Genomic DNA, 22,386 nt, shown 5'->3' with positions numbered 1-22,386 from the left:
GGAACCATACTACAAGGATTCAGTCATAAATAAAAGAAAAGCCCTTATCGAAATCTTCGAAAAAAGAGCGCACTTATCCATGACCAAAATACTCCTTATCCAGTAGATTTGCCCAAAACGTACATATTATACGTCACCAAGCAACAGTTTATGCGCTATTATCTATTACCGCGTAACACTCGCTACGCCAGAGCATAGAGAACCAATTCGCAAAAAACTTGCCGTACGGCTTGCGCTAGCCGGCGACAATATATCGCTTGACATTTTCAGCAAACTAAAGACATGGAGCCTATCTTAATACTGACATTTTATAATAATACCATTATCACTATCACATGTCAATAACCTATTGATTTTTATTTTTGAGCTTTAATAATACGATAACCTTTATCTTTGCCCACTTCTTCTACATTTGAGAACAAGCTTTCAAGTTTAGCTACCGCTGATGGAGCGCCCTGCTTCTTCTGAATAACAATCCACAGAAATCCACCCTCATTTAAATGCTCATAAGCCTCTTCAAAAATCTGATGCACTACAGCTTTTCCTGCACGTATCGGAGGATTGGTAAGAATCACATCGAACTTTTGTTGTTCATTCAATGCGCCGAGCACATCGCTTTCCATTACCGTAACATTCCGGATTCCATTGTGCTGGGCATTTTCACGCGCAAGTTCTACCGCACGACTATTAATATCAATCATCGTAACTTGCCCTTTGGGGGCTAGGTATGCTGCACTTATACCTATCGGTCCATATCCGCAGCCCACATCAAGCACTGCCGAACCGTCCGGAATATCCATAGCTTCAATGAGAACTCGACTACCGTAATCGATGTCTCCTTTAGAGAACACACCCGCATCACTTGTGAAGCGAAAGCTTTTGCCTCTTAGAACGGTGTCGATGGTACGTCTGTCATGACGCACTTCCGGTTGCTGCGAATAATAATGTTGCGACATCTCTATCCTCCCTTTCCTTTATGTTAATAGTTTGTATTCACACAACCCTACTAACTCTATCAAGCATAAACGCCTCTGATGGCCTTATAAGGACGATAAGCGTTCAAGCGAGAAATATAAAGATAAAGTATAATGTGAAACTTATACTTTATCTTTATATTTTTATAAAATAAACCCCTTGAACAAGTTCAAGGGGTTTTCAGTATAGAAGGAATTACTTCACTTCTACAGCTGCGCCTGCTTCTTCCAATTTTGCTTTAGTAGCTTCGGCTTCGTCTTTGCTTACTTTTTCTTTGATTGCTTTTGGTGCGTTGTCTACAAGGTCTTTAGCTTCTTTCAAGCCAAGGCCTGTGATTTCGCGAACGATTTTGATAACGTTGATTTTGGAAGCGCCAGCGCCTGTCAAAATTACGTCAAATTCGGATTGCTCTTCAGCTACTGCTGCTACCGCACCGCCAGCTGCTACTGGAGCTGCTGCTGTTACGCCGAATTCTTCTTCAATTGCTTTAACCAGGTCGTTCAGTTCCAATACGCTCATGCCTTTAATTGCTTCCAAGATTGCTTCTTTACTCATGATTGAACCTCCATTTATAATTTAAATTTGTTTGTGGTATTGATTTATGCTGCAAGAGCCAAAGGCTTACGCGCTTTGTTCTTCTTTTTCAGCAACAGCTTTAACTGCAAGCGCGAAGTTGCGCATTGGAGCTTGAAGTACGCTAAGCAGCATGGACAGCAAACCATCGCGGGATGGAAGCTCAGCCAGTGCTTTCAATTGGTCCGCGTCGATGACACGTCCTTCTACTACGCCGCCTTTCAATTTCAAAGCGTCGTTTTTCTTGGCGAAATCGTTCAAAATTTTAGCTGGAGCTACTGCATCAGTTGTGCTGAATGCGATAGCTGTTGGACCAGTCAAAACTTCATCCAACTCAGTCAACTCAGCCGCAGCAGTTGCGCGACGTAGCAATGTGTTCTTCAGGACTTGAAACTCAACGCCAGCTTCACGAAGTTGCTTACGCAGTTCAGTCACTTGGGAAACGTTTAATCCACGGTAGTCCGCTACAACAGTCGAAAGACTGTTTTGCAGTTTCGCAGTAACAACGTCAACCGCATCCTGTTTTGCTTGAATTACTTTTGCATTTGCCAATGTATACACCTCCTGAAAATTTATGTGTCGGCGTCCTTTCCAAGGAAAGCATCACCGCTCCTACGCAGGCATTAGAAAAGCCTCCGCAGAATCACGAAGGCTTGATAAAACGAAAGTTATACGAGCGAGCTCGTTACTTCTTGTTTCTATCACAACACCTCGGTAGGGAATTAAGCACTAAGGCACCTACTGTCTACGGTAAGCATATTCAAGGTTAAGATTGATACCTTAAGTTTCACAACTGTTATAGATTATCAAAATTGACTCAAAGAGTCAACCCTTATTTATCTGAAGACGGTTGTGTTCACACGAGCGCTAGGACCCATTGTGGAAGAAATCGAGATGCCTTTAAGGTATACACCTTTAGCAGCAGCTGGTTTCGCACGGTTCAAAGCGTCGATAAGAGCTTTAAGGTTATCGTTCAATTGTGCAGCATCAAAGGACACTTTGCCGATTGGCGCGTGAATTTGACCTGCTTTGTCAAGACGATATTCGATTTTACCGGCTTTGATTTCTTGCACAGCCTTGGAAACATCGAATGTAACTGTGCCAGCTTTAGGGTTAGGCATAAGACCTTTACCACCAAGCAGACGACCCAGTTTACCGACTTCACTCATCATATCAGGTGTAGCTACGCAGACATCAAATTCAAACCAGCCTTGTTGAATTTTGTTGATCATGTCTTGATCACCAACAAAATCCGCGCCAGCAGCTTCTGCCTCTTTCGCTTTTTCACCTTTTGCAAATACAAGCACGCGTTGTGTTTTACCAGTGCCGTGAGGCAGGACAACAACACCACGAACTGCTTGGTCTTGTTTACGCGGGTCTACACCCAGACGAACTGCTGCTTCAACGGTTTCGTCGAATTTTGCAGTCGCTGCCTTTTTCACAAGCTCTACAGCTTCTGAAGGCTCGTAAGTTGCTTCGCTGTTGATCAGCTTAGCAGCTTCTTGGTATTTCTTACCATGTTTAGCCATGAAAATGTTCCTCCTTTGTGGTGTTAGCGGAAATTCCTCCCACATACTTGCGGGTCACGAATGACCGATTCTTCGAAAACTACTAGTCTTCGATTGTGATACCCATACTGCGAGCAGTACCTTCAACCATACGCATTGCAGCTTCTACAGATGCAGCGTTAAGGTCTGGCATTTTTGTTTCAGCAATTTCACGAACCGCAGCGCGGCCGATTTTTGCTACTTTTTTCTTGTTTGGTTCACCGGATCCTTTTTCTACTTTAGCAGCGATGCGAAGCAGAACAGCAGCCGGAGGAGTTTTAGTGATGAACGTAAAGGAACGGTCTTCAAATACTGTAATTTCAACCGGAATGATCAAGCCAGCCTGGTCGGCAGTACGAGCATTAAATTCCTTACAGAATGCCATGATGTTGACACCTGCTTGACCTAACGCCGGACCTACTGGAGGCGCTGGATTCGCTTTCCCTGCAGGAATCTGCAGTTTCACCATTTTAATAACTTTTTTAGCCATGAGTGACACCTCCTTGCAAAAATAGTGGTCTTCGAACGCCATTGGCGCTCTCCCACAAGAAACCCTTAGCTTATGTTATATTTTCTCCACTTGAGTGAAATCCAACTCTAGCGGGGTTTCCCGTCCAAACATGTTCACATGCACTTTGATCTTGCTCTTGTCAGCCAAAATTTCTTCCACGGATCCCACAAAATTCGCAAACGGACCAACCATAATACGTACGGATTCCTTGATTTCGAAATCAATCTTCGCTTTAGGTTCAACCATGCCCATATGCTTCAGAATTTGTTCTACCTCTTCCGGAAGCAAAGCTGTTGGTTTAGACCCTGAGCCTGTCGAACCAACAAATCCAGTAACGCCCGGAGTATTGCGGACAACATACCAGGAATCATCAGTCTGAACCATTTCCACCAAAACATAACCCGGGTAAACTTTACGCATAACGGTTTTTTTCTTACCGTCTTTGTTTACGATTTCTTCTTCCATAGGAACAAGAACGCGGAATATTTTGTCTTCCATGCCCATGGACTCAACGCGCTTTTCCAAATTGGCTTTGACCTTATTCTCATACCCAGAATAGGTATGAACGACATACCATCTTTTTTCCATATCAAGCCACCTGGGACCTCTCTAAATAATCGCTTCAATCACAGCGGAAATACCGATGTCCAGAACCCAGAAGTAAATAGCGACAACTACAATTGTACCGAGAACGATCAATGTATAGTTGGTCAATTCTTTACGACTTGGCCAGCGAACTTTTTTGAGTTCACTCCAGCTCTCAGTGAAAAAGGAAAACATAGACTTGAAACTACGTTTCATGCCGACTACACCTCCACAGACTATCTGGTTTCGCGATGAGGAGTTTGCGAGTTACAATACTTGCAAAATTTCTTCATCTCCATGCGGTCGGGGTGATTTCGCTTGTTTTTGGTAGTCGCATAGTTTCTTTGTTTGCAACTTGTACAAGCCAAAGTGATAATTACCCGCATGATGTGCACCTCCCGAGACGTCCTTCTAACAATACAATTAGAAGACGTAAATATTGATCCTAAAAAAAGCCGCGAATTTAGGCCTACCTAAAACACTTTAGCATAATGTCAAGGTCTGTGTCAACGAAAGAATTCCGTTCTGCACTGGGTAATTTCGGGTGTTATAGTCATATGGCCGTACCCTGTCCTTGGGTCTATCTCTTCCTCACACTTCGCTGTCTTCCTTATCATTATGGGGCATTCCGACTGTGTATAAACCTACCCTCAACGGCAACAACTAAAATCGACTCAAATAGAAATTTATGGTGTTAGCTCCTAATTCTATCTAAGCAATTTCATGAGACTAAAAAAAAGAACTCGATGTACGAGCCCTCTTGTGTTCATTATATCATTAATTGTCACGCACTTCTAGATATCTTTCTAATTTTCGCTTTACTCGTTGTAAAGCGTTGTCAATAGATTTCACATGCCGCTTCAGATCTTCAGCAATTTCCTGATAAGATCGTCCGTCTAAATACAACATCAGAACCTTACGCTCTAGGTCACTTAAAATCTCCGCCATCTTATCTTCAAGTCCAATGAATTCTTCTTGATTGATAATTAGCTCTTCTGGATCTAGTACCTGAGTTCCACAAATGACATCCATAAGCGTCCGGTCGGAATCTTCATCATAAATGGGCTTATCCAAAGAAACATAAGAATTGAGCGGAATATGCTTCTGACGCGTGGCCGTCTTAATAGCAGTTATAATCTGACGTGTTATGCAGAGCTCAGCAAAAGCCTTGAATGAAGAGAGCTTGTCACCTTTAAAGTCACGAATAGCCTTATATAGACCAATCATTCCTTCTTGAACAATATCTTCACGATCTGCCCCGATCAAGAAATAAGAGCGGGCTTTAGCACGTACAAAATTACGGTATTTATTAATTAAGTGTTCCAATGCGCCACTGTCGCCACCACGGAAAGCCTCGACAATATCTTCATCACTTATGAAATCATACTCGGATAGCATTATTTCCTTGAGGTCGACACTCACCAAGAATCCCCCCGGCTGCAACGCAAGACACATCGTTACTTCGCGAAATATAGGATCAGTATATATTATGTTACCTTACACCGTCAACCGGATTTGTCCAAAAACAATCTGGAATAGCATAAAATGGAATAAAAATATCACCTAAATCTTTCCTATTGTCACTGCCTACGCCAATTTTCCAGTTTACTCCGCACATCAGGAGGCAGTTTGTCTTCCAAAGAATGACGTGTAGAACTGATACTTCCCGGTTCGATAGCTTTTTTCACTTGTTTTTGGTTCTCTTCAATTTCTAGGTGCAATTCTCTTGCAGAAATCCGCAGTGCACCTTGGGCGAAAATAATATGTTGCTCCACAAAGTCACTTGTTGCAACATAGATCTGTCGACGTCGGTTGCTAAATTCTCCAACCAATCGCTCAATGCATTCATCTGCGGTTTCTTTTTCCTTGGTGAAAAACACCTGGACTTTGCCCTGGACAAATGACCGACCCAATCCTGGAACGCGATATGCATCAAACACAGCAATAACTCGTCGTCCTGAGTAAGCCTGGTAATCAGCCAGCAAATCCATCAAGCGGTCGCGTGCTTCCTGCATACCAATCTGGGACAGTGCCGCTAGTTCCGGCCAGCCACCGATCATATTGTACCCGTCCACAAGCAGCACATCGCGCCAGTCGGCCATAGTTATCCCTGCTGTTGCCGAAGGCGTACCACTTCATACATAATGACTCCTGCGGCGACAGAGGCATTTAATGAATTGATCTTTCCGGCCATCGGCAGCTTAAGTAATACATCACATTTTTCGCGAATCAGGCGTCCCATCCCTTTATTCTCATTACCGATTACAACAGCTACCGGTCCTGTGAAAATATTGGATCCAAACAGATTCTGATCTGTATCCACATCCGTACCTACTACCCAGACTCCCTGCTCTTTCAGACGATCAATGGTCTGACCTAGGTTAGTGACCCGCGCAACCGGAACATATTCCACGGCACCCGCCGATGTTTTGGAGACGGTAGCAGTAATCTGAGCCGAACGACGTTTAGGTACGATTACTCCATGCACTCCAGTACAATCTGCTGTCCGTAGAATGGACCCCAGGTTATGAGGATCTTCAATCTCATCCAGCAAAATCAAGAATGCAGGCTCTCCTTTGGCTTCAGCTGCAGCCAGCAGATCATCTACCTCGACATAGGCAAAAGGCGCGGCTTGAGCAACTACCCCCTGATGTTGAACTCCAGGAGCAAGTTGATCCAGCTTACGCTTGTCCACATGCTGAATGACAATACCCGCTTTACGTGCTTCAGCGACGATTGGTGCGGTCAGATGCTTCTGAGCCGTTTCTGCAATCCATATTTTATTTAATGTACGACCCGCACGAAGCGCCTCAAGCACTGAATGCTTCCCAGCCAATATTTCCTCTTCTGTCTTCAAATCTTCTTCCATGTTCACTTCTCCTATTCTCTATTTCGCAAAAGCCTTATCACGGCTGCTTCAACATAAACTGTATGCCACTGTTCACAATTTCTTGTATTCTCTCCTGTTGACCTGTGTAGTATAAGTAACCTATCAGACACTCAAAAGCAGTAGCATGACGGTATTCAAGCACATCTGCATTCTTAGGAATACTTCCCGATTTAGCATTTCTCCCCTGACGGGCGACATCTTTTTCCTCTTCTGTGAGACTTGGCTCCAAAAATCCAAGAATTGCACTCTGCGCCTTAGCGGATACAAGTCCTGTAGCAGAGCGATGCAAATGGTTTGGGCGCAAATTCGGAAGAGATACTAAATACTGGCGAACTGACACTTCGTAAATGGCATCTCCTACATAGGCAAGCACAATTGGCGAGAGGAGTCGCGCAGGTTTGGAAGGCTCGTAAGGAAACCACCCGTTCTGAAACTTGCGTTCCTCACTCATTTTCGCCGCCACCGCATTCCTTGCGGAGTATCCTCAAGCAATATGCCCAAGCGACCTAATTCATCACGAATCTCATCGGACCGGCTCCAATTCTTATTCTTACGCGCTTCAACCCGCTCCGCGATTAATCGTTCAACTTCTTCACTCGCGATCTCTTCTTCCTCATGCTCAGGTGTCAAACGCAGCACAGCATTCATTTCCTCAAAAGCTTGTAGCAACGCAGCAAAATCAGCAGGGGCTGCTTCACTATTCGCAAGGGTATGGTTTGCAAGACTCACCCAATCAAACATAGCGGTAATCGCATCAGGGGTATTAAAGTCATCCTGCATTCTAGCATGAAAATTGGCCACAATAGCAGATAACTTATCATTAATCTCTAAGCTGACCTCACCCTGAGCACCTTCAGCAGCAAGTTCAAGACGATGCTTAACGTTACTTTCTGCAAGCGAGATACGTTCTACGCTCTTTTCAGCTGAAGTCATCGAATCCACCGAGAAGTTCAACGGATTACGATAATGGGTCGATAGCATGAAATAACGAATAGTTCCAGCTTTAAATTGCCCACGGATATCTTTCACAAGCCAACCGTTACCCAATGATTTCGACATTTTTTCATCACCGATGTTAATAAATCCATTATGCATCCAGTAATTAGAGAGTGGCTTACCCGTCAGAGCTTCTGTCTGAGCGCATTCGCATTCATGGTGCGGGAACTGCAAATCTTGTCCACCCCCGTGGATGTCCATCGTATCCCCCAAGAACTCTCTTGCCATGGCCGAGCACTCAATATGCCAGCCTGGGCGTCCATTTCCCCATGGGCTCTGCCAGTACACTTCACCTGGTTTTGCTGCTTTCCACAGCACAAAGTCCTCAGGTTTCTCTTTCCGTGAGTCTACCTCCACGCGAATACCAAACTGTAATTCATCTAGATTCTGACGGGACAGCTTACCATAGTCTTCAAATTTGGAAGTACGGTAGTATACATCGCCACCACTCTCGTAGGCATACCCTTTTTCCTCGAGCTCTTTAATGAATTCGATGATCAGCTCCATGCTTTCTGTTACCCGCGGATTCAATGTTGCCGGTTTTACTCCAAGCCCTTCAAGATCCTCACGATAAGCATTAATAAAAATCTCAGCAACCTCTGCTACTGAAGTGTTCATTTCTTCTGCTTTGCGTATCAGTTTATCATCTACATCTGTGAAGTTCGTAACATACCGTACCTCATTGCCGAGTTGCTCCAAATAATTCCGGACCATATCAAAGACAATAATAGGTCTAGCATTTCCGATATGCATATATCCATAAACGGTTGGACCACATACATACATTTTCACTTTGCCCGACTCTTGGGGCACAAACTGCTCCTTGCTGCGTGTCATTGTGTTGTAAATTTGTAAAGCCATCCTATTCCAACCCTTTCTGTTGTCCCGATTCCTTAAGTACCGGATATGCTTAAATTTCGTAATCACCAATGTACTGCTGAGTTTCGACTAGTCGCTGCGCGGTCTTTTGCTTATCTTCTTCGCCAAGCTTCTCTCTGATCTCTTCGATCTCTTTTTGCAGAAAGCGAAGTGAATCTACAAGCGGGTCTGGCATCTTGGTATGATCCAAGCGATCGGATACACGTTCACCGTTACGTTTTACTACACGGCCCGGATTTCCTACTACTGTACTGTTATTTGGAACTTCACGCAGCACAACCGCATTCGAACCTATATTTGAATTGTCGCCGATACGAAACGATCCTAATACCTTCGCACCAGAACCAATAACTACATTGTTGCCAACTGTGGGATGGCGCTTACCTTTTTCTTTCCCTGTCCCCCCGAGTGTAACACCTTGATAAATAATAACATCATCACCGATTTCACAGGTTTCCCCAATAACAATCCCCATACCATGGTCGATAAACAGCCTATTTCCGATGACAGCTCCGGGATGGATTTCAACACCGGTCATAAATCTACTAAACTGTGAGACCATACGGGCCATTGTATACCAGCGGCGTTTGAAAAAAGAATGGGCAATCCGGTGACCCCAAATGGCGTGCAACCCTGCATATGTGAAGACAACCTCGAACCAGCTGCGGGCAGCGGGATCGTTATCAAATACCGCCCGAATGTCCGACTTAATATGCTTAAACATCACGGTTCCTCTCTTCTTGACTCCCCCATCTCCTGTTTACAGGTACACAAGGAAGGTATTGTCTCCAATCCATCATTCTTATCATACATATGCTGTAGGTGTTTGCTTGGTTTGTTATATTAGAAAAGATACCCTGAAACAAAAAAAGCCCCTGCAGCATAAAGCTGCAGAGACGTTTAACCGCGGTTCCACTCTGCTTGAACGAATCAAACAGACTGCTGTTGTTACCATCGGCAGAGTTCCTTCGTTCCACTTGGCATCATTAACGGCGATGTACCCGGCGCGATCTAACGAGCCTTTAGGATCGTTCAACCGTGCAGCTCACAGGCGCATGTTCTGCCCCGGACAAATGAATAACTCCCAGCCCGAAAGGGTATCCCTTTCTCGGTTATTCTCTCTGGCAATTGCCTTTATGGACGTACTTCTCCTGATCACAGCTATTATCATATGGTTCTATCTTAGCGTAAAAGATAAGGGACTGACAAGAGGCTTAATGATAAGTAATACTATCTTAAGCTCCTTTAATTTGTGATTTCAAACGTTCGATGACACGGTTTTGGCCGAGCAAAGCAATCGTTATATTAAGATCACGTCCGTGCGTTTGTCCGGTCAAAGCCACACGTATCGGCATAAAGAGCGCTTTGCCTTTGTGCCCTGTTTCTTTCTGCACTTCCTTGATCAGTACAGCCATATTACTAGCACTGAAATCCTGACAAGCTTCAACCTTAGCTAGGAAAGCAGACAAGACTTCAGGCACTTGGCTTTCCGCCAGAACCTGCGCCGCTTCTGTTTCTAACTCGAGATGGCTGCGGAAGAATAGTTCAGATAGCTCTACGATATCGGAGGCAGAGTTCATCTGCTCTTGATACAGTGCTACAAGGCTTTCTGCCCATGCCTGCTGCTCATCATTCAGCTCAGCCGGTATTTTCCCCGCTTTTTGCAGATGTGGAATCGCTAATGCCGAGATCCGTTTAGGATCAGCATGCTTAATATAGTGATTATTTAGATGCGCCAGCTTGTGCTTATCGAATACAGCCGGACTTTTGGACAAACGGTCCGCATCAAAAATAGAAATAAGTTCTTCTTTACTGAAGATCTCCTCTTCTCCCTCTGGTGACCAGCCCAGTAGAGAAATGAAGTTAACCAAAGCCTCAGGCAAGTAACCCAATTCATCATATTGCTCAATAAACGTAATTACAGATTGATCGCGCTTGCTAAGCTTCTTATGGTTGTCACCGACAATCAGTGTCATATGACCAAATATTGGGGGTTTCCAACCAAGAGCCTCATAGATCATAAGCTGACGTGGTGTGTTAGAAATATGATCTTCCCCACGTAGTACATGGGTGATAGCCATCAAATAATCATCAACAGCTACCGCAAAGTTATAGGTCGGAATTCCGTCCTTCTTCACGATAACAAAATCACCCATTTCTTTCGTATCAAAAGAAATAGTACCTTTTACGATATCATCGAACGTGTACGTACGATCTTCTGGTACACGGAAGCGAATGCTAGCTACTCGTCCCTCAGCTTCAAAGGCAAGGCGTTGTTCCTCCGTCAAATCACGGTGTTTGCCGGAATAACGAGGGGTTTCTCCACGTGCAGTCTGTTCTTCACGTTCTGCTTCCAGTTCTTCCTCTGTGCAGTAACAGCGGTAAGCCAAACCTTTATCCAGCAAATCCTGCCAATATACACGATATAGGTCAAGACGTTCAGTCTGGCGGTAAGGTCCGTACTCTCCACCAACATCAACACTCTCATCCCAATCCATGCCTAGCCATTTCAAATACTTAAGCTGGCTCTCTTCGCCACCTGCGACATTGCGCTTCACGTCTGTATCTTCAATTCTGATAATGAATTTACCGCCTTTATTACGGGCGAACAGATAGTTAAACAGCGCCGTTCTGGCGTTACCTATATGTAAATGTCCCGTAGGGCTCGGTGCGTAACGCACCCGGACTTGATCCGTCATTATATTCCCTCCGCTTCATATGGTTAAAACTTAGATTTGCTACTTAGACCATCTCAAGATGATATCACATCTTGGAGTAGACAGACAATAGATTGTGCGGCAATTCCTTCACCACGACCGGCAAAACCAAGCTGTTCAGTAGTCGTAGCTTTAACGTTCACCTTGGACGGGTCCGCGTGAAGCGCACGAGCGATAATCTCCGTCATTTGTGGAATGTATGGCGCCATCTTTGGTTTTTGGGCAATAATCGTTGAATCGATATTTCCAAGCTTATAACCTCGCTCGCTAGCAAGTGCCCACACTTGTTCTAATAATTTCAAGCTATCCGCGTCCTTAAACGCTGGATCTGTGTCCGGAAAATGTCTGCCAATATCACCAAGTCCTAGTGCGCCTAGAATCGCGTCACTTACTGCGTGCAGCAGCACATCGGCATCGGAATGTCCTACTAATCCTTTTTCATAAGGAATCGTAACGCCTCCAATAATACAAGGCCTTCCCTCAACCAGTTGATGTACATCAAACCCTTGTCCTACAGCGATCATGATTGTCCCTCTCCCCTGTTTCTTTCTGTGAATTCTGCAAAATCCAAATCATCTGGCGTCGTAATCTTAATATTTCTGTAGCTTCCCTCTACCACAGAAACCGGAATACCAGCACGCTCTGCCAAGCTGGAATCATCAGTACCTAGAAATGCATCCCGCTCCGCGGCCGCATAGGCATCCAGCAATTCAGAAAGACGAAAAGTCTGCGGGGTTTGAATCGCCCACAGACTTCGCCGATCCGGCGTAGACAGTACTTTGCCTTCGTTATCTACCTGTTTGATCGTATCTTTGACTGGTACAGCAAGAACTGAAGCACCGATCTGCTTCGCTCGCTCGTAACATGCCTCAATTTCATTCGGCTGCACAAACGGACGAACACCATCATGTACCATTACCCACTGTGTCGTAAGTTTCAACAATCCTTTATATACGGAATGCTGACGCTCAGATCCACCAGGTACTATAGCCTTAACCTTGTCCAGCTTATAGAGCTGTATCCATTCCTGGCAGCGCTCAATATCTTCCTTACCGGTTACGAGCACGATTTCAGAAATCAATTCGTGCTGCTGAAATACTTCCAGCGTATGAACGATGATTGGTTTACCCTGCAGTAACAGATATTGCTTGCTCTCTACAGTCCCCATTCGCGTTCCTCTGCCTGCCGCCACAATGACGACGCCCACACCGTTTGACATTACTCAGGCTCCTGTCTTTCACGTATATTCCCATCATAACGTGTTTGGCGGGCATTTCCAACCCATAGGACATTTGCCGTGCACTTTATCTACGCTTATTGTGCTTTTTCCAAGAGCTTTGGCTTCGCAAATATCATCCGTCCAGCTGAAGTTTGAAGCACACTCGTGACGAGAACCTCCATCGTAGTTCCGATATATTCCCGTCCGCCTTCCACAACGATCATTGTTCCATCGTCTAAATAGGCTACGCCTTGTCCATGCTCTTTGCCATCCTTAATGACCTGAACTACGATTTCCTCACCAGGCAACACTACGGGCTTCACGGCATTCGCAAGATCATTAATATTCAGGACTGAGACTCCTTGTAATTCGCAAACCTTATTCAAGTTAAAGTCATTGGTAACTACTTTACCTCGCAGTACCTTCGCTAACTTCACCAGCTTACTATCCACCTCAGAGATTTCTTCAAAATCTCCCTCGTAGATTAATACCTTCACATCGAGCTCTTTTTGGATTTTATTGAGAATATCAAGTCCCCGCCGTCCGCGATTACGCTTCAGTAGATCGGAAGAATCTGCGATATGCTGGAGCTCCTCAAGTACGAATTCCGGTATGACAATCGTTCCCTCAATAAATCCAGTTTTGCAAATATCGGCGATCCGACCATCAATAATAACGCTTGTATCGAGGATTTTATGCTCCTCCAGGCCACGACCTTCCGGTTCAGCCGCTTGCCCCCAGCGTCCAGTTGTCCAAAGTGCAGCTAGTTCCTCTTTTTTCTCCAGACCGATCCGCAGCCCCATATATCCAAAAGCTATCGTAACGGGTACCTGCAGCAACTGCCCAGCTTTTCCAAGCCAAATCATAGCAGGATATAACAGAAGAGATAGCAGAAGCCCCCCTGTAAGCCCAGCTGCACCTGCAGCCAATTCATTCATTGGTATACGCGAACAGTACAGAACCGCCTCCCGCAGTTTTGAACCTCCCCATTCCGCGCATAAAGACCCCGCAAACAAAAAAATAATGGCACCCAGCACCGTAAATAAAATGCTTCCTTCTACAGGTAAACTTTCACTCAGCTTTTCCATCCCCTTGGGGAATCCTTTTTCAAGCGCATGGTATAGCGAAAAACCAGACCAAGCACCACATATTAAAGCAAAAGACAATATCACTTTTTTCCACATAACCTAACGCACCTCCTTTTTATTCATCCTTGAATGATCTATACCTCACCAGTATGTTCCAATTTTCAAGACGATAAACTTGGGGTAGCGCTGGAATTGCAAAAAGGCTTTGCCATCCCCTAAGGACGACAAAGCCTCTAGCTATAATTATATTAGTTCAACCTTACTACAAGACTGCTTTAACCGTTCTTCGAGTGATACACTTTATCTTCAGAACGTCTTCTACGACGGTGACGGCGTCTGGCTGTCAATCGATCGATGTTTTGTTTAAAACCATATAACGCGTAAATCCCAAGTAAGACGAAGATTAGCTTAGCAATTTGTTCAGGGAACACAACAGCAACAGCCACGGCAACAACAATGACTACTGGCGCTCCGACAACCACTTTTTTAGGTAATCCAACCTTCTTAAAATTAGGATATTTAACAGTGCTGACCATCAAATATGATAAGAGCAATGTAGCCACGATCATAAATGGAGCAGAAACATCTTTATTAAAAAGAGCTAATGTGGCAAGTACACCACCAGCAGCAGGAATTGGCAATCCGATGAAATAACCAGGAACCCCTGGATGAACATTAAAGCGAGCTAGGCGCAATGCACCAAACACCGGGAAAATTGCAGTTACTGTCCAGGCTAATGCAGAATTTAAATCATGCAGGCTTGAGACGTACATAATAACAGCCGGTGCTACTCCAAAAGAAACTACATCAGACAAAGAGTCCAATTCCTTACCAAATTCACTCTCACATTTAAGTGCGCGAGCAACCCGGCCATCTAATCCGTCTAACAGCATAGCAATAATAACCATGATAGCGGCCATGCTAACTTTACCGTCAAACGCCATCATGATACCAAACATTCCGAGCATCAAGTTACCTATGGTAAAAAGACTCGGAATTGATTTTTGTATCATTTCTTCACCTCAATTTTCTCACATTGGCCTTAAACAGCTCCAATATTACGTGATTGTATGTTATTTACATTTGCCTGTCAATAAGAACTTGCTTCTGTAAACGTTTGAGCCCATCCTGAATATTACGAGCCCGCACCTCCCCAATTCCGTCCACTTCATCCAGTTCAGCTATGCTTGCAGACATCAAATTAGGCAGCATTTCAAACCGCTCCACCAGATTATGAATGATCACATTTGGAAGCCGCGGAATCTTGTTGAGCAGACGATATCCACGCGGAGTAACCACCTCTTCGGAAGAGATTGCCGTAGAAGAGTAGCCCAGCAATCGAGCAATATGGTTGTCATCCATTAGGTCATCATCACTAATACGTTTGAGACCGGCAATAATTTCACGAATTTTATCTTCTTGCTCTTCCTTAGCATAGTCTCTGTATAGGAGCCATGCTTCTTCCTCTGTATTTCCAACCAGTTCTTCCATCTGCATGCTGATTAAGCGTCCTTCATTGCCTAGTTCATTTATATATCGTTTGATCTCCATTTTTATGCGTAGAACCATCTCTACCCGCTGAATCACTCCGACCACTTCAGCTACGGTTACGATTCCCTCATACTCCGAAGCAGACAAATTCGTCAGTCCTTGTGTAAGAACCGCTTTGTACTTTTCGAGGGTCTGAATCGCTTGATTAGCTTTAGCCAAAATAGCTCCGATTTCTTTTAACGCATACCGAATGGAACCTTGATACAGGGTAATAATATTGCGGCGCTGTGAAATAGAAACAACCAGTTTACCTGTTTGCTTCGCTACGCGCTCGGCGGTCCGGTGACGAATGCCTGTCTCGATTGAAGAGATGGACGAATCCGGAATTAGCTGTGTATTTGCATACAAAATTCGTTTCAAATCCTCACTAAGAATAATGGCACCGTCCATTTTGGCGAGCTCATATAAATAATTGGGCGAAAAATCGCAGTTAATGGAGAATCCTCCATCCACTACCTCCATCACCTCAGGACTATACCCAACGACGATTAGTGCTCCCGTCTTAGCGCGCAGCACATTCTCAAGACCTTCCCGAAAAGGTGTCCCCGGTGCCGCCAGTCTGAGCAGATCATTCATATTCTCTGATTGGTTATATTCTTTCATAATCCCTGTGCCCCCTAATCTAACGCGACCGATAGTGCATCTGCTACGGTACTGACGCCAATAATCTGGATATCTTGCGGGTGCTTCCAGCCCTTCAAACTTTTCTCTGGCATGATCACCCGCCGGAAGCCTAGCTTCGCGGCCTCCTTCACACGCATTTCCGCGCGTGAAACACCTCTTACTTCACCTGTAAGTCCTACTTCACCGAAGAAAACATCGTAAGGTTTTGTTGAAATATCACGAAAGCTGGAAGCGATACTAACAGCTACTGCTAAATCAATCGCCGGTTCATCCAGCTTCACGCCTCCAGCAACATTAAGGTATGCATCCTGATTTTGCAGGAACATGCCCATCCGCTTCTCGAGTACAGCGATAATGAGTGCCATCCGCTGGTGATCCATACCTGTGCACACCCGGCGTGGGGAGGGGAAATGAGTGGCAGCGATAAGAGCCTGAAGCTCAACAAGCACCGGTCTAGTCCCTTCCATACTAGCCACGACTGTAGATCCGGCTACGCCGAGTGGACGCTCCGATAAGAAGAGCTCCGATGGATTTTCTACTTCTGTTAGACCCACTTCACCCATTTCGAAAATGCCGATTTCATTCGTTGAACCGAAGCGGTTCTTTACAGCCCGCAGGAGTCTATACGTATGATGCCGCTCTCCCTCAAAATACAGCACACAATCCACCATATGTTCAAGCATCCGTGGGCCTGCAATAGCGCCTTCCTTGGTGACATGCCCAACGAGAACTGTAGCAATTCCCCGAATCTTAGCGATACGCATAAATCTTGTCGTACATTCCCGAACCTGGGTCACACTGCCTGGCGCACTAGTTACTTCTGGCATAAATACAGTCTGAATCGAATCGATAACAAGAAATTGCGGCTGAATTTGTTCAATCGCTTCTTCTATGCTTTCCATATTCGTCTCACATAGTACATATAGCTCAGCTGACAACGCACCGAGGCGATCCGCGCGTAGTTTAGTTTGCCTTACCGATTCTTCGCCCGAAATGTACAGCACTCGCAATCCCTGAGTTGTCAGAGCATGCGACGTCTGTAATAAGAGCGTAGATTTACCGATTCCTGGGTCTCCCCCTACTAGTACCAGCGATCCTGGTACGATCCCCCCACCGAGAACACGGTTAAGCTCACCTATACCTGTCAGTATGCGCGGTTCCTTGTCACTTTCTATACTTATGATCGATTGTGCCTTTTCTTTACTATGAAAAATAGGGGCATTCATTCCCTGTGTTTTGACTACGCTTTCCGTTTCCTCCACCATGGAGTTCCAAGCTTGGCACCCGGGACATTTTCCGAACCATTTTGGCGATTCGTATCCACAATCGGTGCAAAAAAATTTAGTTTTTGGTTTAGCCATTTGTTCTCCTTACGGTCCGAACTTTTAAATTGCGGATATTTTCTTCTAATGAAAGTTTACCATTTCTGCCCCTTTAACGAAAGGTCATTCGGAATTTGTACTAAATGTATATTTTCAAGTGATAAATTTATATTAAAAAAGCTTCCGCCCCTCTATAAACTGAGGAGCGGAAGCTTTTTTTATTCCGTTTTTTTATTCGGATTCTACTTCTTTTTCAAGCAATGGCGCTACAGGAGCATCCACTTTATTCACTACAAGTTCTCCGCCAACTTCATCAATGTTGAGTGAATCACCCTTTTGGATATTTCCTCGGAGCAATTCCTCAGAAAGACGGTCTTCAATATGCTTCTGAATCGCACGACGCAATGGACGTGCACCAAAGGCTGGGTCGTAGCCTTCCTTAGCCAGGAAAGCCTTCGCCGCATCCGTGAGTACGAAATCAACATCATATTCACGCAGCCGCTTGCGCAGCTCATCAGACATCAACGTAACGATTTCAGCAATATGCTTCTCATCGAGAGAATGGAAGACGATGATTTCGTCAATCCGGTTCAAGAACTCAGGACGGAAGCTCTTCTTAAGCTCTTCCATAACCTTGCCCTTCATATTACCGTATTCTGCTCCAGCATCTTGCACAGCTGTGAATCCAAGTGTCGAATTCTTCTTGATCGCTTGTGCGCCTACGTTAGAAGTCAGAATAATTAATGTATTACGGAAATCGACTACCCGTCCTTTAGAGTCAGTCAAACGACCGTCTTCAAGAACTTGCAGCAGAATATTGAATACTTCTGGGTGCGCTTTTTCAATTTCATCAAGCAGCACTACAGAATAAGGTTTACGGCGTACCTTCTCAGTTAATTGGCCACCTTCTTCATAGCCAACATATCCAGGAGGGGCTCCTACTAAGCGGGACGTGGAGTGCTTCTCCATGTATTCCGACATATCAATACGGATGACCGCATTCTCATCGCCGAACATGGCTTCAGCCAATGCACGAGCCAACTCAGTTTTACCTACACCTGTAGGACCGAGGAAGATAAAGGAACCCATTGGACGTTTCGGATCTTTAAGACCCGCACGCGCACGGCGTAGTGCCCGGCTAACTGCCTTAACAGCTTCGTCCTGACCGATCACTCGTTCATGCAGTAAAGCCTCCATGTTAAGTAGACGGTCGGTCTCCTCTTCCTTCAGCTTGCTTACAGGTATACCCGTCCAGCTAGCTACAACCTGTGCGATGTCTTCAGGTGTAACCTCTGAATCCGTGCGACCCTGTTTTTCTTTCCATTGATTCTTTGTCGTATCAAGCTCTTCACGGATTTTTTGCTCTGTATCACGCAAGGCCGCCGCTTTTTCAAACTCTTGACTCTGCACTGCGGAATCTTTCTCCTTGCGGATATCATCCAAGCGCATTTCAAGTTCCTTCAGATTTGGCGGGATGGTGTAAGAGTGAAGCCTTACTTTTGATCCTGCTTCATCGATAAGGTCAATCGCTTTATCTGGCAGGAAACGATCCGGGATGTAACGATCCGACAATTTCACTGCTTCCACTATAGCTTCATCCGTAATCTTCACACGGTGATGCGCTTCATAACGATCGCGAAGTCCGAACAGAATTTGGACCGCTTCTTCTGGTGATGGCTGATCCACCGTAATTGGTTGGAAACGACGCTCCAAAGCAGCATCTTTTTCAATATATTTACGATATTCGTCAAGCGTAGTCGCACCAATGCACTGAAGTTCTCCACGGGCTAAAGCCGGCTTCAGAATGTTAGAAGCATCAATTGCACCTTCCGCGCCACCAGCGCCGATCAGCGTATGAAGCTCATCGATAAAGAGCACGATATTACCTGCTTGGCGAATCTCATCCATAATTTTCTTGAGGCGGTCTTCAAACTCACCGCGATATTTTGTTCCAGCCACTACTGAGCCCATGTCGAGCGTCATGACGCGTTTGTCGCGAAGTGTTTCTGGGATTTCATTATTGATAATCTTTTGTGCAAGTCCTTCAGCGATAGCTGTTTTACCAACACCAGGTTCACCGATCAGTACCGGGTTATTCTTAGTTCGGCGACTCAGTACCTGAATAACACGTTCAATTTCCTTACTACGGCCGATAACTGGGTCTAGATTACCTTCCTTAGCATAAGCGGTCAAATCGCGCGCAAGACCATCTAGGGTCGGTGTGCTGACGTTAGCCGGAGTCCCGCTATGACTAGAGGCAGCCTCGCTGCTTCCCAGGAGCTGAAGAACTTGTTGACGAGCTTTGTTCAAGCTGATGCCGAGGTTATTAAGCACACGAGCCGCGACACCTTCCCCTTCACGGATAAGTCCAAGCAAAATATGCTCAGTGCCAACATACGTATGACCCAATTTGCGGGCTTCGTCCATCGACAGCTCAATCACTTTTTTAGCGCGAGGAGTATAAGCAATGTTCGTAGGCTGTTCTTGACCTCTGCCAATCAGTGTCTCCACTTCGTCCTGGATTTTTTCAAGACCTAGCCCTAAAGCTATTAATGCCTTAGCAGCAATGCCGTCTCCTTCACGAATAAGTCCGAGCAAAATATGTTCTGTACCAATATTGTTGTGTCCTAAACGAACAGCTTCTTCCTGCGCCAGCGCTAGCACTTTTTGTGCGCGTTCCGTAAATCTTCCAAACATCATATCTCCTGCACCTCCATGAATAATAAATATCTATATTAATGTTGTGTTCCCAGTGTCTCTCGGAGCAGTTTTGCCCGATACATATCTCGTTCAGTGGCGTTCAGCTCATCGCCGAACATCTTTTGCAGAAATCCTGGCTGTGTCTTAACGTTAAGTTCATTAAGCACTGAAATCGAAAGACCTTCCAGAATGCCAAGGTCAACCCCAAGTCTCACATCAGACAGGCGTTGAGCAGATTCCTTAAGCTCCATAAGAGCTGCATAACATAAAATTCCGTAAGAACGCTTCACTCGGTCTGTTATTCTCAGAGCGGAATCAACAAGCAACCGTTCACGTGCATTTCGCTCATGCTCAATAATCTGGGTAACTACACTGTGAAGGTTCTCTATAATTTCACTTTCCGTTTGACCGAGAGTGATCTGATTAGAAATTTGAAAGATGTTCCCTACTGCTTCGCTACCCTCACCGTAAATTCCTCTTACAGTCAATCCCACTTGGTTCACTGCAGACAAGATGCGATTGATCTGATGAGTCATTACAAGCGCTGGTAGATGCAGCATTACCGAGGCACGAAGCCCAGTACCAACATTGGTGGGACAACTAGTCAAATATCCTCTTTTATCATCAAAAGCGTAATTGACAGCTGCCTCGAATATGTCATCGATCGCCGTCGCACGTTCCCATGCTTCTCTAACCTGAAGACCAGGAAACAGACATTGGATTCGCAGATGGTCCTCTTCGTTAATCATGATGCTGACCGACTCATCTTCATTTAATAAGACAGCCGCACTGCGCGAATCATTAGCCAAGTTAGGACTGATTAGATGCTTTTCAACCAGGACCTTTTTGTCCAGTTCATTCACTTCATCAAGCTTTAGGAGTTGAAAAGATCCGAAATCTGCAGCTGCTTCCTCATGAAACACAGGAGCCAGTAGCTCTAATACTTCTTCCGATTGCTCTAAGGAAGCCAGCATTGGGAACGGAAGATGCTCTAGATTACGGGCAATACGCATACGACTGCTAATTACAATCTCGGAGTGACTACCTCCAGAACGCATCCAATCACTAAGCGCTTGTTCAGTAAATCGGAGACTTGACATGTCATATCCCCCCTATATATCAAAGACTTTACTCTTGTGCTATTTCTTTTTCAAGTTTACGAATCTGATCTCGAAGCTCCGCTGCTTTCTCGAATTCTTCTTGTGTAATACTTTGCTGTAATTCCTGCTTGAGTTCATCAATTTGGCGTCTAAACACAATCTGAGCTCCTGCACGTTTCGGAATCTTACCTACATGTGAAGTACTGCCATGCACTCGCTTAAAAAGCGGGTCCAGTGCGCTGTTAAAATATTCATAACAGGAGCTACAGCCAAAACGGCCTAATTTGCTAAACTGGGAGTACGTCATCCCACAATTCTCACATTGCAGACTCTGCGTAGTCTTCGTTGCAGCCGACTTCTCCTTGCCGGCACCTTCAAGATCAAGCAGACCTGAGAGCAGACTGTGGATGGAGAATCCTCCAGCCGTTCCGGGAATGAGTTCACCCTTCTCCCGTGCACAGCTCTCGCAGATATGAAACTCCGTCTTCTCTCCATTCACGATCTTAGTGAAGTGGAGTGTTGCCGGCTTGACGCCACATTCCTGGCATTGCATAAGCGAAAGCCCCTCCCTTATGGTTGACAATTATTTGCCTAACAAAGAGATTAACATCGCCTTCATAATCTTGGCACGAATCTCATCCCGGTATGGAATCTTAACCGTTAGGCATTCCCGAGAAACAGCAGCGCGCATAAGGCACGCTTCACGCTTACTTAGAAAACCAGCTTCCTCCAGCTGATAAATCAGCCCTTCAGCAGCGTTCTGATCAATCCCGCCACCTATAGTATGGTTTAAATGGGCATGCAGTGCCACGTTAGGTGGTAATTCAAAACGTTGAATACGAATATATCCCCCGCCACCACGCTTACTTTCCACCACATAACCTTTTTCTAGAGTAAAGCGTGTACTGATGACATAATTGATCTGTGACGGTACGCATGAGAACTGGTCCGCCAGGTCATTTCGCTGGATTTCCACCGTACCTTCGGGACTTTCATGCAAAATATTCTTCAGATATTGTTCGATAATATCAGAGATATTGCGCATCACTCATCCTCCAGTGCTTAAATCTTTATAATACCGATTGCAACTTGCATTCATAATGACAATG

General features: G+C 45.1%; 25 protein-coding genes and 1 other annotated feature. All 25 genes read right to left on the bottom strand.

Annotated features, from left to right (window positions below; translation table 11 throughout):
• Positions 1–356 precede the first annotated feature (356 nt).
• A complete protein-coding gene (locus MKY52_RS11945) occupies positions 357–956 on the bottom strand; it encodes a class I SAM-dependent methyltransferase (protein WP_042192184.1) in 600 nt (199 codons plus the stop codon).
• Between the two features lie 214 nt (positions 957–1,170).
• On the bottom strand, positions 1,171–1,530 hold the full coding sequence (gene rplL, locus MKY52_RS11940; protein WP_036680508.1) for a 50S ribosomal protein L7/L12: 360 nt from the start codon (positions 1,528–1,530) through the stop codon (positions 1,171–1,173).
• 66 nt (positions 1,531–1,596) lie between these two features.
• Complete coding sequence (rplJ, locus tag MKY52_RS11935) at positions 1,597–2,100, bottom strand: 50S ribosomal protein L10 (RefSeq protein ID WP_042192187.1); 504 nt, start codon at positions 2,098–2,100, stop codon at positions 1,597–1,599.
• Positions 2,101–2,164: 64 nt separating this feature from the next.
• Positions 2,165–2,317: a sequence feature (ribosomal protein L10 leader region), on the bottom strand.
• Between the two features lie 67 nt (positions 2,318–2,384).
• Positions 2,385–3,077, bottom strand: coding sequence for a 50S ribosomal protein L1 (gene rplA, locus MKY52_RS11930; protein WP_036680504.1), 693 nt, complete (start codon positions 3,075–3,077; stop codon positions 2,385–2,387).
• A gap of 82 nt (positions 3,078–3,159) precedes the next feature.
• Positions 3,160–3,585 (bottom strand): 50S ribosomal protein L11, encoded by a 426-nt coding sequence (gene rplK, locus MKY52_RS11925; protein WP_042131235.1) that lies wholly within the window; start codon positions 3,583–3,585, stop codon positions 3,160–3,162.
• Between the two features lie 75 nt (positions 3,586–3,660).
• Entirely contained in the window at positions 3,661–4,194 is a 534-nt protein-coding gene (gene nusG, locus MKY52_RS11920; protein ID WP_036680499.1) for a transcription termination/antitermination protein NusG, read from the bottom strand.
• A gap of 21 nt (positions 4,195–4,215) precedes the next feature.
• Entirely contained in the window at positions 4,216–4,407 is a 192-nt protein-coding gene (secE, locus tag MKY52_RS11915) for a preprotein translocase subunit SecE (RefSeq protein WP_036680497.1), read from the bottom strand.
• A gap of 20 nt (positions 4,408–4,427) precedes the next feature.
• The gene (gene rpmG / locus MKY52_RS11910) at positions 4,428–4,577 is read right to left on the bottom strand and encodes a 50S ribosomal protein L33 (protein ID WP_076099620.1); all 150 of its coding nucleotides are present in this window, start codon (positions 4,575–4,577) and stop codon (positions 4,428–4,430) included.
• Between the two features lie 391 nt (positions 4,578–4,968).
• Positions 4,969–5,613 carry an RNA polymerase sporulation sigma factor SigH gene (sigH, locus tag MKY52_RS11905; protein ID WP_036680496.1) on the bottom strand — a complete coding sequence of 215 codons (645 nt, stop codon included), beginning with the start codon at positions 5,611–5,613 and terminating at the stop codon, positions 4,969–4,971.
• Between the two features lie 158 nt (positions 5,614–5,771).
• Entirely contained in the window at positions 5,772–6,293 is a 522-nt protein-coding gene (locus tag MKY52_RS11900) for an NYN domain-containing protein (protein ID WP_076286854.1), read from the bottom strand.
• Between the two features lie 2 nt (positions 6,294–6,295).
• A complete protein-coding gene (rlmB, locus tag MKY52_RS11895; RefSeq protein WP_042131237.1) occupies positions 6,296–7,060 on the bottom strand; it encodes a 23S rRNA (guanosine(2251)-2'-O)-methyltransferase RlmB in 765 nt (254 codons plus the stop codon).
• Between the two features lie 37 nt (positions 7,061–7,097).
• Positions 7,098–7,532 carry a Mini-ribonuclease 3 gene (locus tag MKY52_RS11890; RefSeq protein WP_042192194.1) on the bottom strand — a complete coding sequence of 145 codons (435 nt, stop codon included), beginning with the start codon at positions 7,530–7,532 and terminating at the stop codon, positions 7,098–7,100.
• On the bottom strand, positions 7,529–8,938 hold the full coding sequence (gene cysS, locus MKY52_RS11885; protein WP_341051513.1) for a cysteine--tRNA ligase: 1,410 nt from the start codon (positions 8,936–8,938) through the stop codon (positions 7,529–7,531). The genes MKY52_RS11890 and cysS overlap by 4 nt, the downstream gene beginning before the upstream one ends.
• 49 nt (positions 8,939–8,987) lie before the next feature.
• Positions 8,988–9,680 (bottom strand): serine O-acetyltransferase, encoded by a 693-nt coding sequence (gene cysE / locus MKY52_RS11880; protein WP_042192199.1) that lies wholly within the window; start codon positions 9,678–9,680, stop codon positions 8,988–8,990.
• A gap of 511 nt (positions 9,681–10,191) precedes the next feature.
• Positions 10,192–11,655: a glutamate--tRNA ligase gene (gene gltX, locus MKY52_RS11875; RefSeq protein ID WP_339267428.1), complete on the bottom strand. Its 1,464-nt coding sequence runs from the start codon at positions 11,653–11,655 to the stop codon at positions 10,192–10,194.
• Positions 11,656–11,708: 53 nt separating this feature from the next.
• Positions 11,709–12,197 (bottom strand): 2-C-methyl-D-erythritol 2,4-cyclodiphosphate synthase, encoded by a 489-nt coding sequence (ispF, locus tag MKY52_RS11870; protein ID WP_042192203.1) that lies wholly within the window; start codon positions 12,195–12,197, stop codon positions 11,709–11,711.
• The gene (gene ispD / locus MKY52_RS11865; protein WP_341051512.1) at positions 12,194–12,892 is read right to left on the bottom strand and encodes a 2-C-methyl-D-erythritol 4-phosphate cytidylyltransferase; all 699 of its coding nucleotides are present in this window, start codon (positions 12,890–12,892) and stop codon (positions 12,194–12,196) included. Before ispD ends, ispF begins: the two co-directional genes overlap by 4 nt.
• 95 nt (positions 12,893–12,987) lie before the next feature.
• Positions 12,988–14,076 (bottom strand): PIN/TRAM domain-containing protein, encoded by a 1,089-nt coding sequence (locus MKY52_RS11860; protein WP_341051511.1) that lies wholly within the window; start codon positions 14,074–14,076, stop codon positions 12,988–12,990.
• 179 nt (positions 14,077–14,255) lie between these two features.
• Positions 14,256–14,993 (bottom strand): CDP-diacylglycerol--serine O-phosphatidyltransferase, encoded by a 738-nt coding sequence (gene pssA, locus MKY52_RS11855; protein WP_042192208.1) that lies wholly within the window; start codon positions 14,991–14,993, stop codon positions 14,256–14,258.
• Between the two features lie 64 nt (positions 14,994–15,057).
• Positions 15,058–16,134 carry a DNA integrity scanning diadenylate cyclase DisA gene (gene disA, locus MKY52_RS11850; protein WP_341051510.1) on the bottom strand — a complete coding sequence of 359 codons (1,077 nt, stop codon included), beginning with the start codon at positions 16,132–16,134 and terminating at the stop codon, positions 15,058–15,060.
• Positions 16,135–16,148: 14 nt separating this feature from the next.
• Positions 16,149–17,516: a DNA repair protein RadA gene (radA, locus tag MKY52_RS11845; protein WP_042131247.1), complete on the bottom strand. Its 1,368-nt coding sequence runs from the start codon at positions 17,514–17,516 to the stop codon at positions 16,149–16,151.
• Positions 17,517–17,708: 192 nt separating this feature from the next.
• Positions 17,709–20,177, bottom strand: a complete 2,469-nt coding sequence (gene clpC, locus MKY52_RS11840) for an ATP-dependent protease ATP-binding subunit ClpC (protein ID WP_042131248.1) — start codon at positions 20,175–20,177, stop codon at positions 17,709–17,711.
• 35 nt (positions 20,178–20,212) lie between these two features.
• A complete protein-coding gene (locus tag MKY52_RS11835; RefSeq protein WP_042131249.1) occupies positions 20,213–21,277 on the bottom strand; it encodes a protein arginine kinase in 1,065 nt (354 codons plus the stop codon).
• Positions 21,278–21,305: 28 nt separating this feature from the next.
• A complete protein-coding gene (locus MKY52_RS11830; RefSeq protein ID WP_042192214.1) occupies positions 21,306–21,830 on the bottom strand; it encodes a UvrB/UvrC motif-containing protein in 525 nt (174 codons plus the stop codon).
• 30 nt (positions 21,831–21,860) lie between these two features.
• Positions 21,861–22,322 (bottom strand): CtsR family transcriptional regulator, encoded by a 462-nt coding sequence (locus tag MKY52_RS11825; RefSeq protein WP_042131251.1) that lies wholly within the window; start codon positions 22,320–22,322, stop codon positions 21,861–21,863.
• Positions 22,323–22,386: the final 64 nt, after the last annotated feature.

It is taken from the genome of Paenibacillus sp. FSL P4-0184, assembly GCF_038004625.1.
GTDB lineage: Bacteria > Bacillota > Bacilli > Paenibacillales > Paenibacillaceae > Paenibacillus_AQ.
This window is presented reverse-complemented; position numbering and strand designations above follow the sequence as displayed.

What these genes read in the sequence shown, in the direction of transcription:
- MKY52_RS11945 (WP_042192184.1), bottom strand. Translation starts at nt 956, where the DNA reads ATGTCGCAACATTATTATTCGCAGCAACCGGAAGTGCGTCATGACAGA.
- rplL (WP_036680508.1), bottom strand. Translation starts at nt 1,530, where the DNA reads ATGAGTAAAGAAGCAATCTTGGAAGCAATTAAAGGCATGAGCGTATTG.
- rplA (WP_036680504.1), bottom strand. Translation starts at nt 3,077, where the DNA reads ATGGCTAAACATGGTAAGAAATACCAAGAAGCTGCTAAGCTGATCAAC.
- rplK (WP_042131235.1), bottom strand. Translation starts at nt 3,585, where the DNA reads ATGGCTAAAAAAGTTATTAAAATGGTGAAACTGCAGATTCCTGCAGGG.
- nusG (WP_036680499.1), bottom strand. Translation starts at nt 4,194, where the DNA reads ATGGAAAAAAGATGGTATGTCGTTCATACCTATTCTGGGTATGAGAAT.
- secE (WP_036680497.1), bottom strand. Translation starts at nt 4,407, where the DNA reads ATGAAACGTAGTTTCAAGTCTATGTTTTCCTTTTTCACTGAGAGCTGG.
- rpmG (WP_076099620.1), bottom strand. Translation starts at nt 4,577, where the DNA reads ATGCGGGTAATTATCACTTTGGCTTGTACAAGTTGCAAACAAAGAAAC.
- MKY52_RS11900 (WP_076286854.1), bottom strand. Translation starts at nt 6,293, where the DNA reads ATGGCCGACTGGCGCGATGTGCTGCTTGTGGACGGGTACAATATGATC.
- rlmB (WP_042131237.1), bottom strand. Translation starts at nt 7,060, where the DNA reads ATGGAAGAAGATTTGAAGACAGAAGAGGAAATATTGGCTGGGAAGCAT.
- MKY52_RS11890 (WP_042192194.1), bottom strand. Translation starts at nt 7,532, where the DNA reads ATGAGTGAGGAACGCAAGTTTCAGAACGGGTGGTTTCCTTACGAGCCT.
- cysS (WP_341051513.1), bottom strand. Translation starts at nt 8,938, where the DNA reads ATGGCTTTACAAATTTACAACACAATGACACGCAGCAAGGAGCAGTTT.
- cysE (WP_042192199.1), bottom strand. Translation starts at nt 9,680, where the DNA reads ATGTTTAAGCATATTAAGTCGGACATTCGGGCGGTATTTGATAACGAT.
- gltX (WP_339267428.1), bottom strand. Translation starts at nt 11,655, where the DNA reads ATGACGGATCAAGTCCGGGTGCGTTACGCACCGAGCCCTACGGGACAT.
- ispF (WP_042192203.1), bottom strand. Translation starts at nt 12,197, where the DNA reads ATGATCGCTGTAGGACAAGGGTTTGATGTACATCAACTGGTTGAGGGA.
- ispD (WP_341051512.1), bottom strand. Translation starts at nt 12,892, where the DNA reads ATGTCAAACGGTGTGGGCGTCGTCATTGTGGCGGCAGGCAGAGGAACG.
- MKY52_RS11860 (WP_341051511.1), bottom strand. Translation starts at nt 14,076, where the DNA reads ATGTGGAAAAAAGTGATATTGTCTTTTGCTTTAATATGTGGTGCTTGG.
- pssA (WP_042192208.1), bottom strand. Translation starts at nt 14,993, where the DNA reads ATGATACAAAAATCAATTCCGAGTCTTTTTACCATAGGTAACTTGATG.
- disA (WP_341051510.1), bottom strand. Translation starts at nt 16,134, where the DNA reads ATGAAAGAATATAACCAATCAGAGAATATGAATGATCTGCTCAGACTG.
- radA (WP_042131247.1), bottom strand. Translation starts at nt 17,516, where the DNA reads ATGGCTAAACCAAAAACTAAATTTTTTTGCACCGATTGTGGATACGAA.
- clpC (WP_042131248.1), bottom strand. Translation starts at nt 20,177, where the DNA reads ATGATGTTTGGAAGATTTACGGAACGCGCACAAAAAGTGCTAGCGCTG.
- MKY52_RS11835 (WP_042131249.1), bottom strand. Translation starts at nt 21,277, where the DNA reads ATGTCAAGTCTCCGATTTACTGAACAAGCGCTTAGTGATTGGATGCGT.
- MKY52_RS11830 (WP_042192214.1), bottom strand. Translation starts at nt 21,830, where the DNA reads ATGCAATGCCAGGAATGTGGCGTCAAGCCGGCAACACTCCACTTCACT.
- MKY52_RS11825 (WP_042131251.1), bottom strand. Translation starts at nt 22,322, where the DNA reads ATGCGCAATATCTCTGATATTATCGAACAATATCTGAAGAATATTTTG.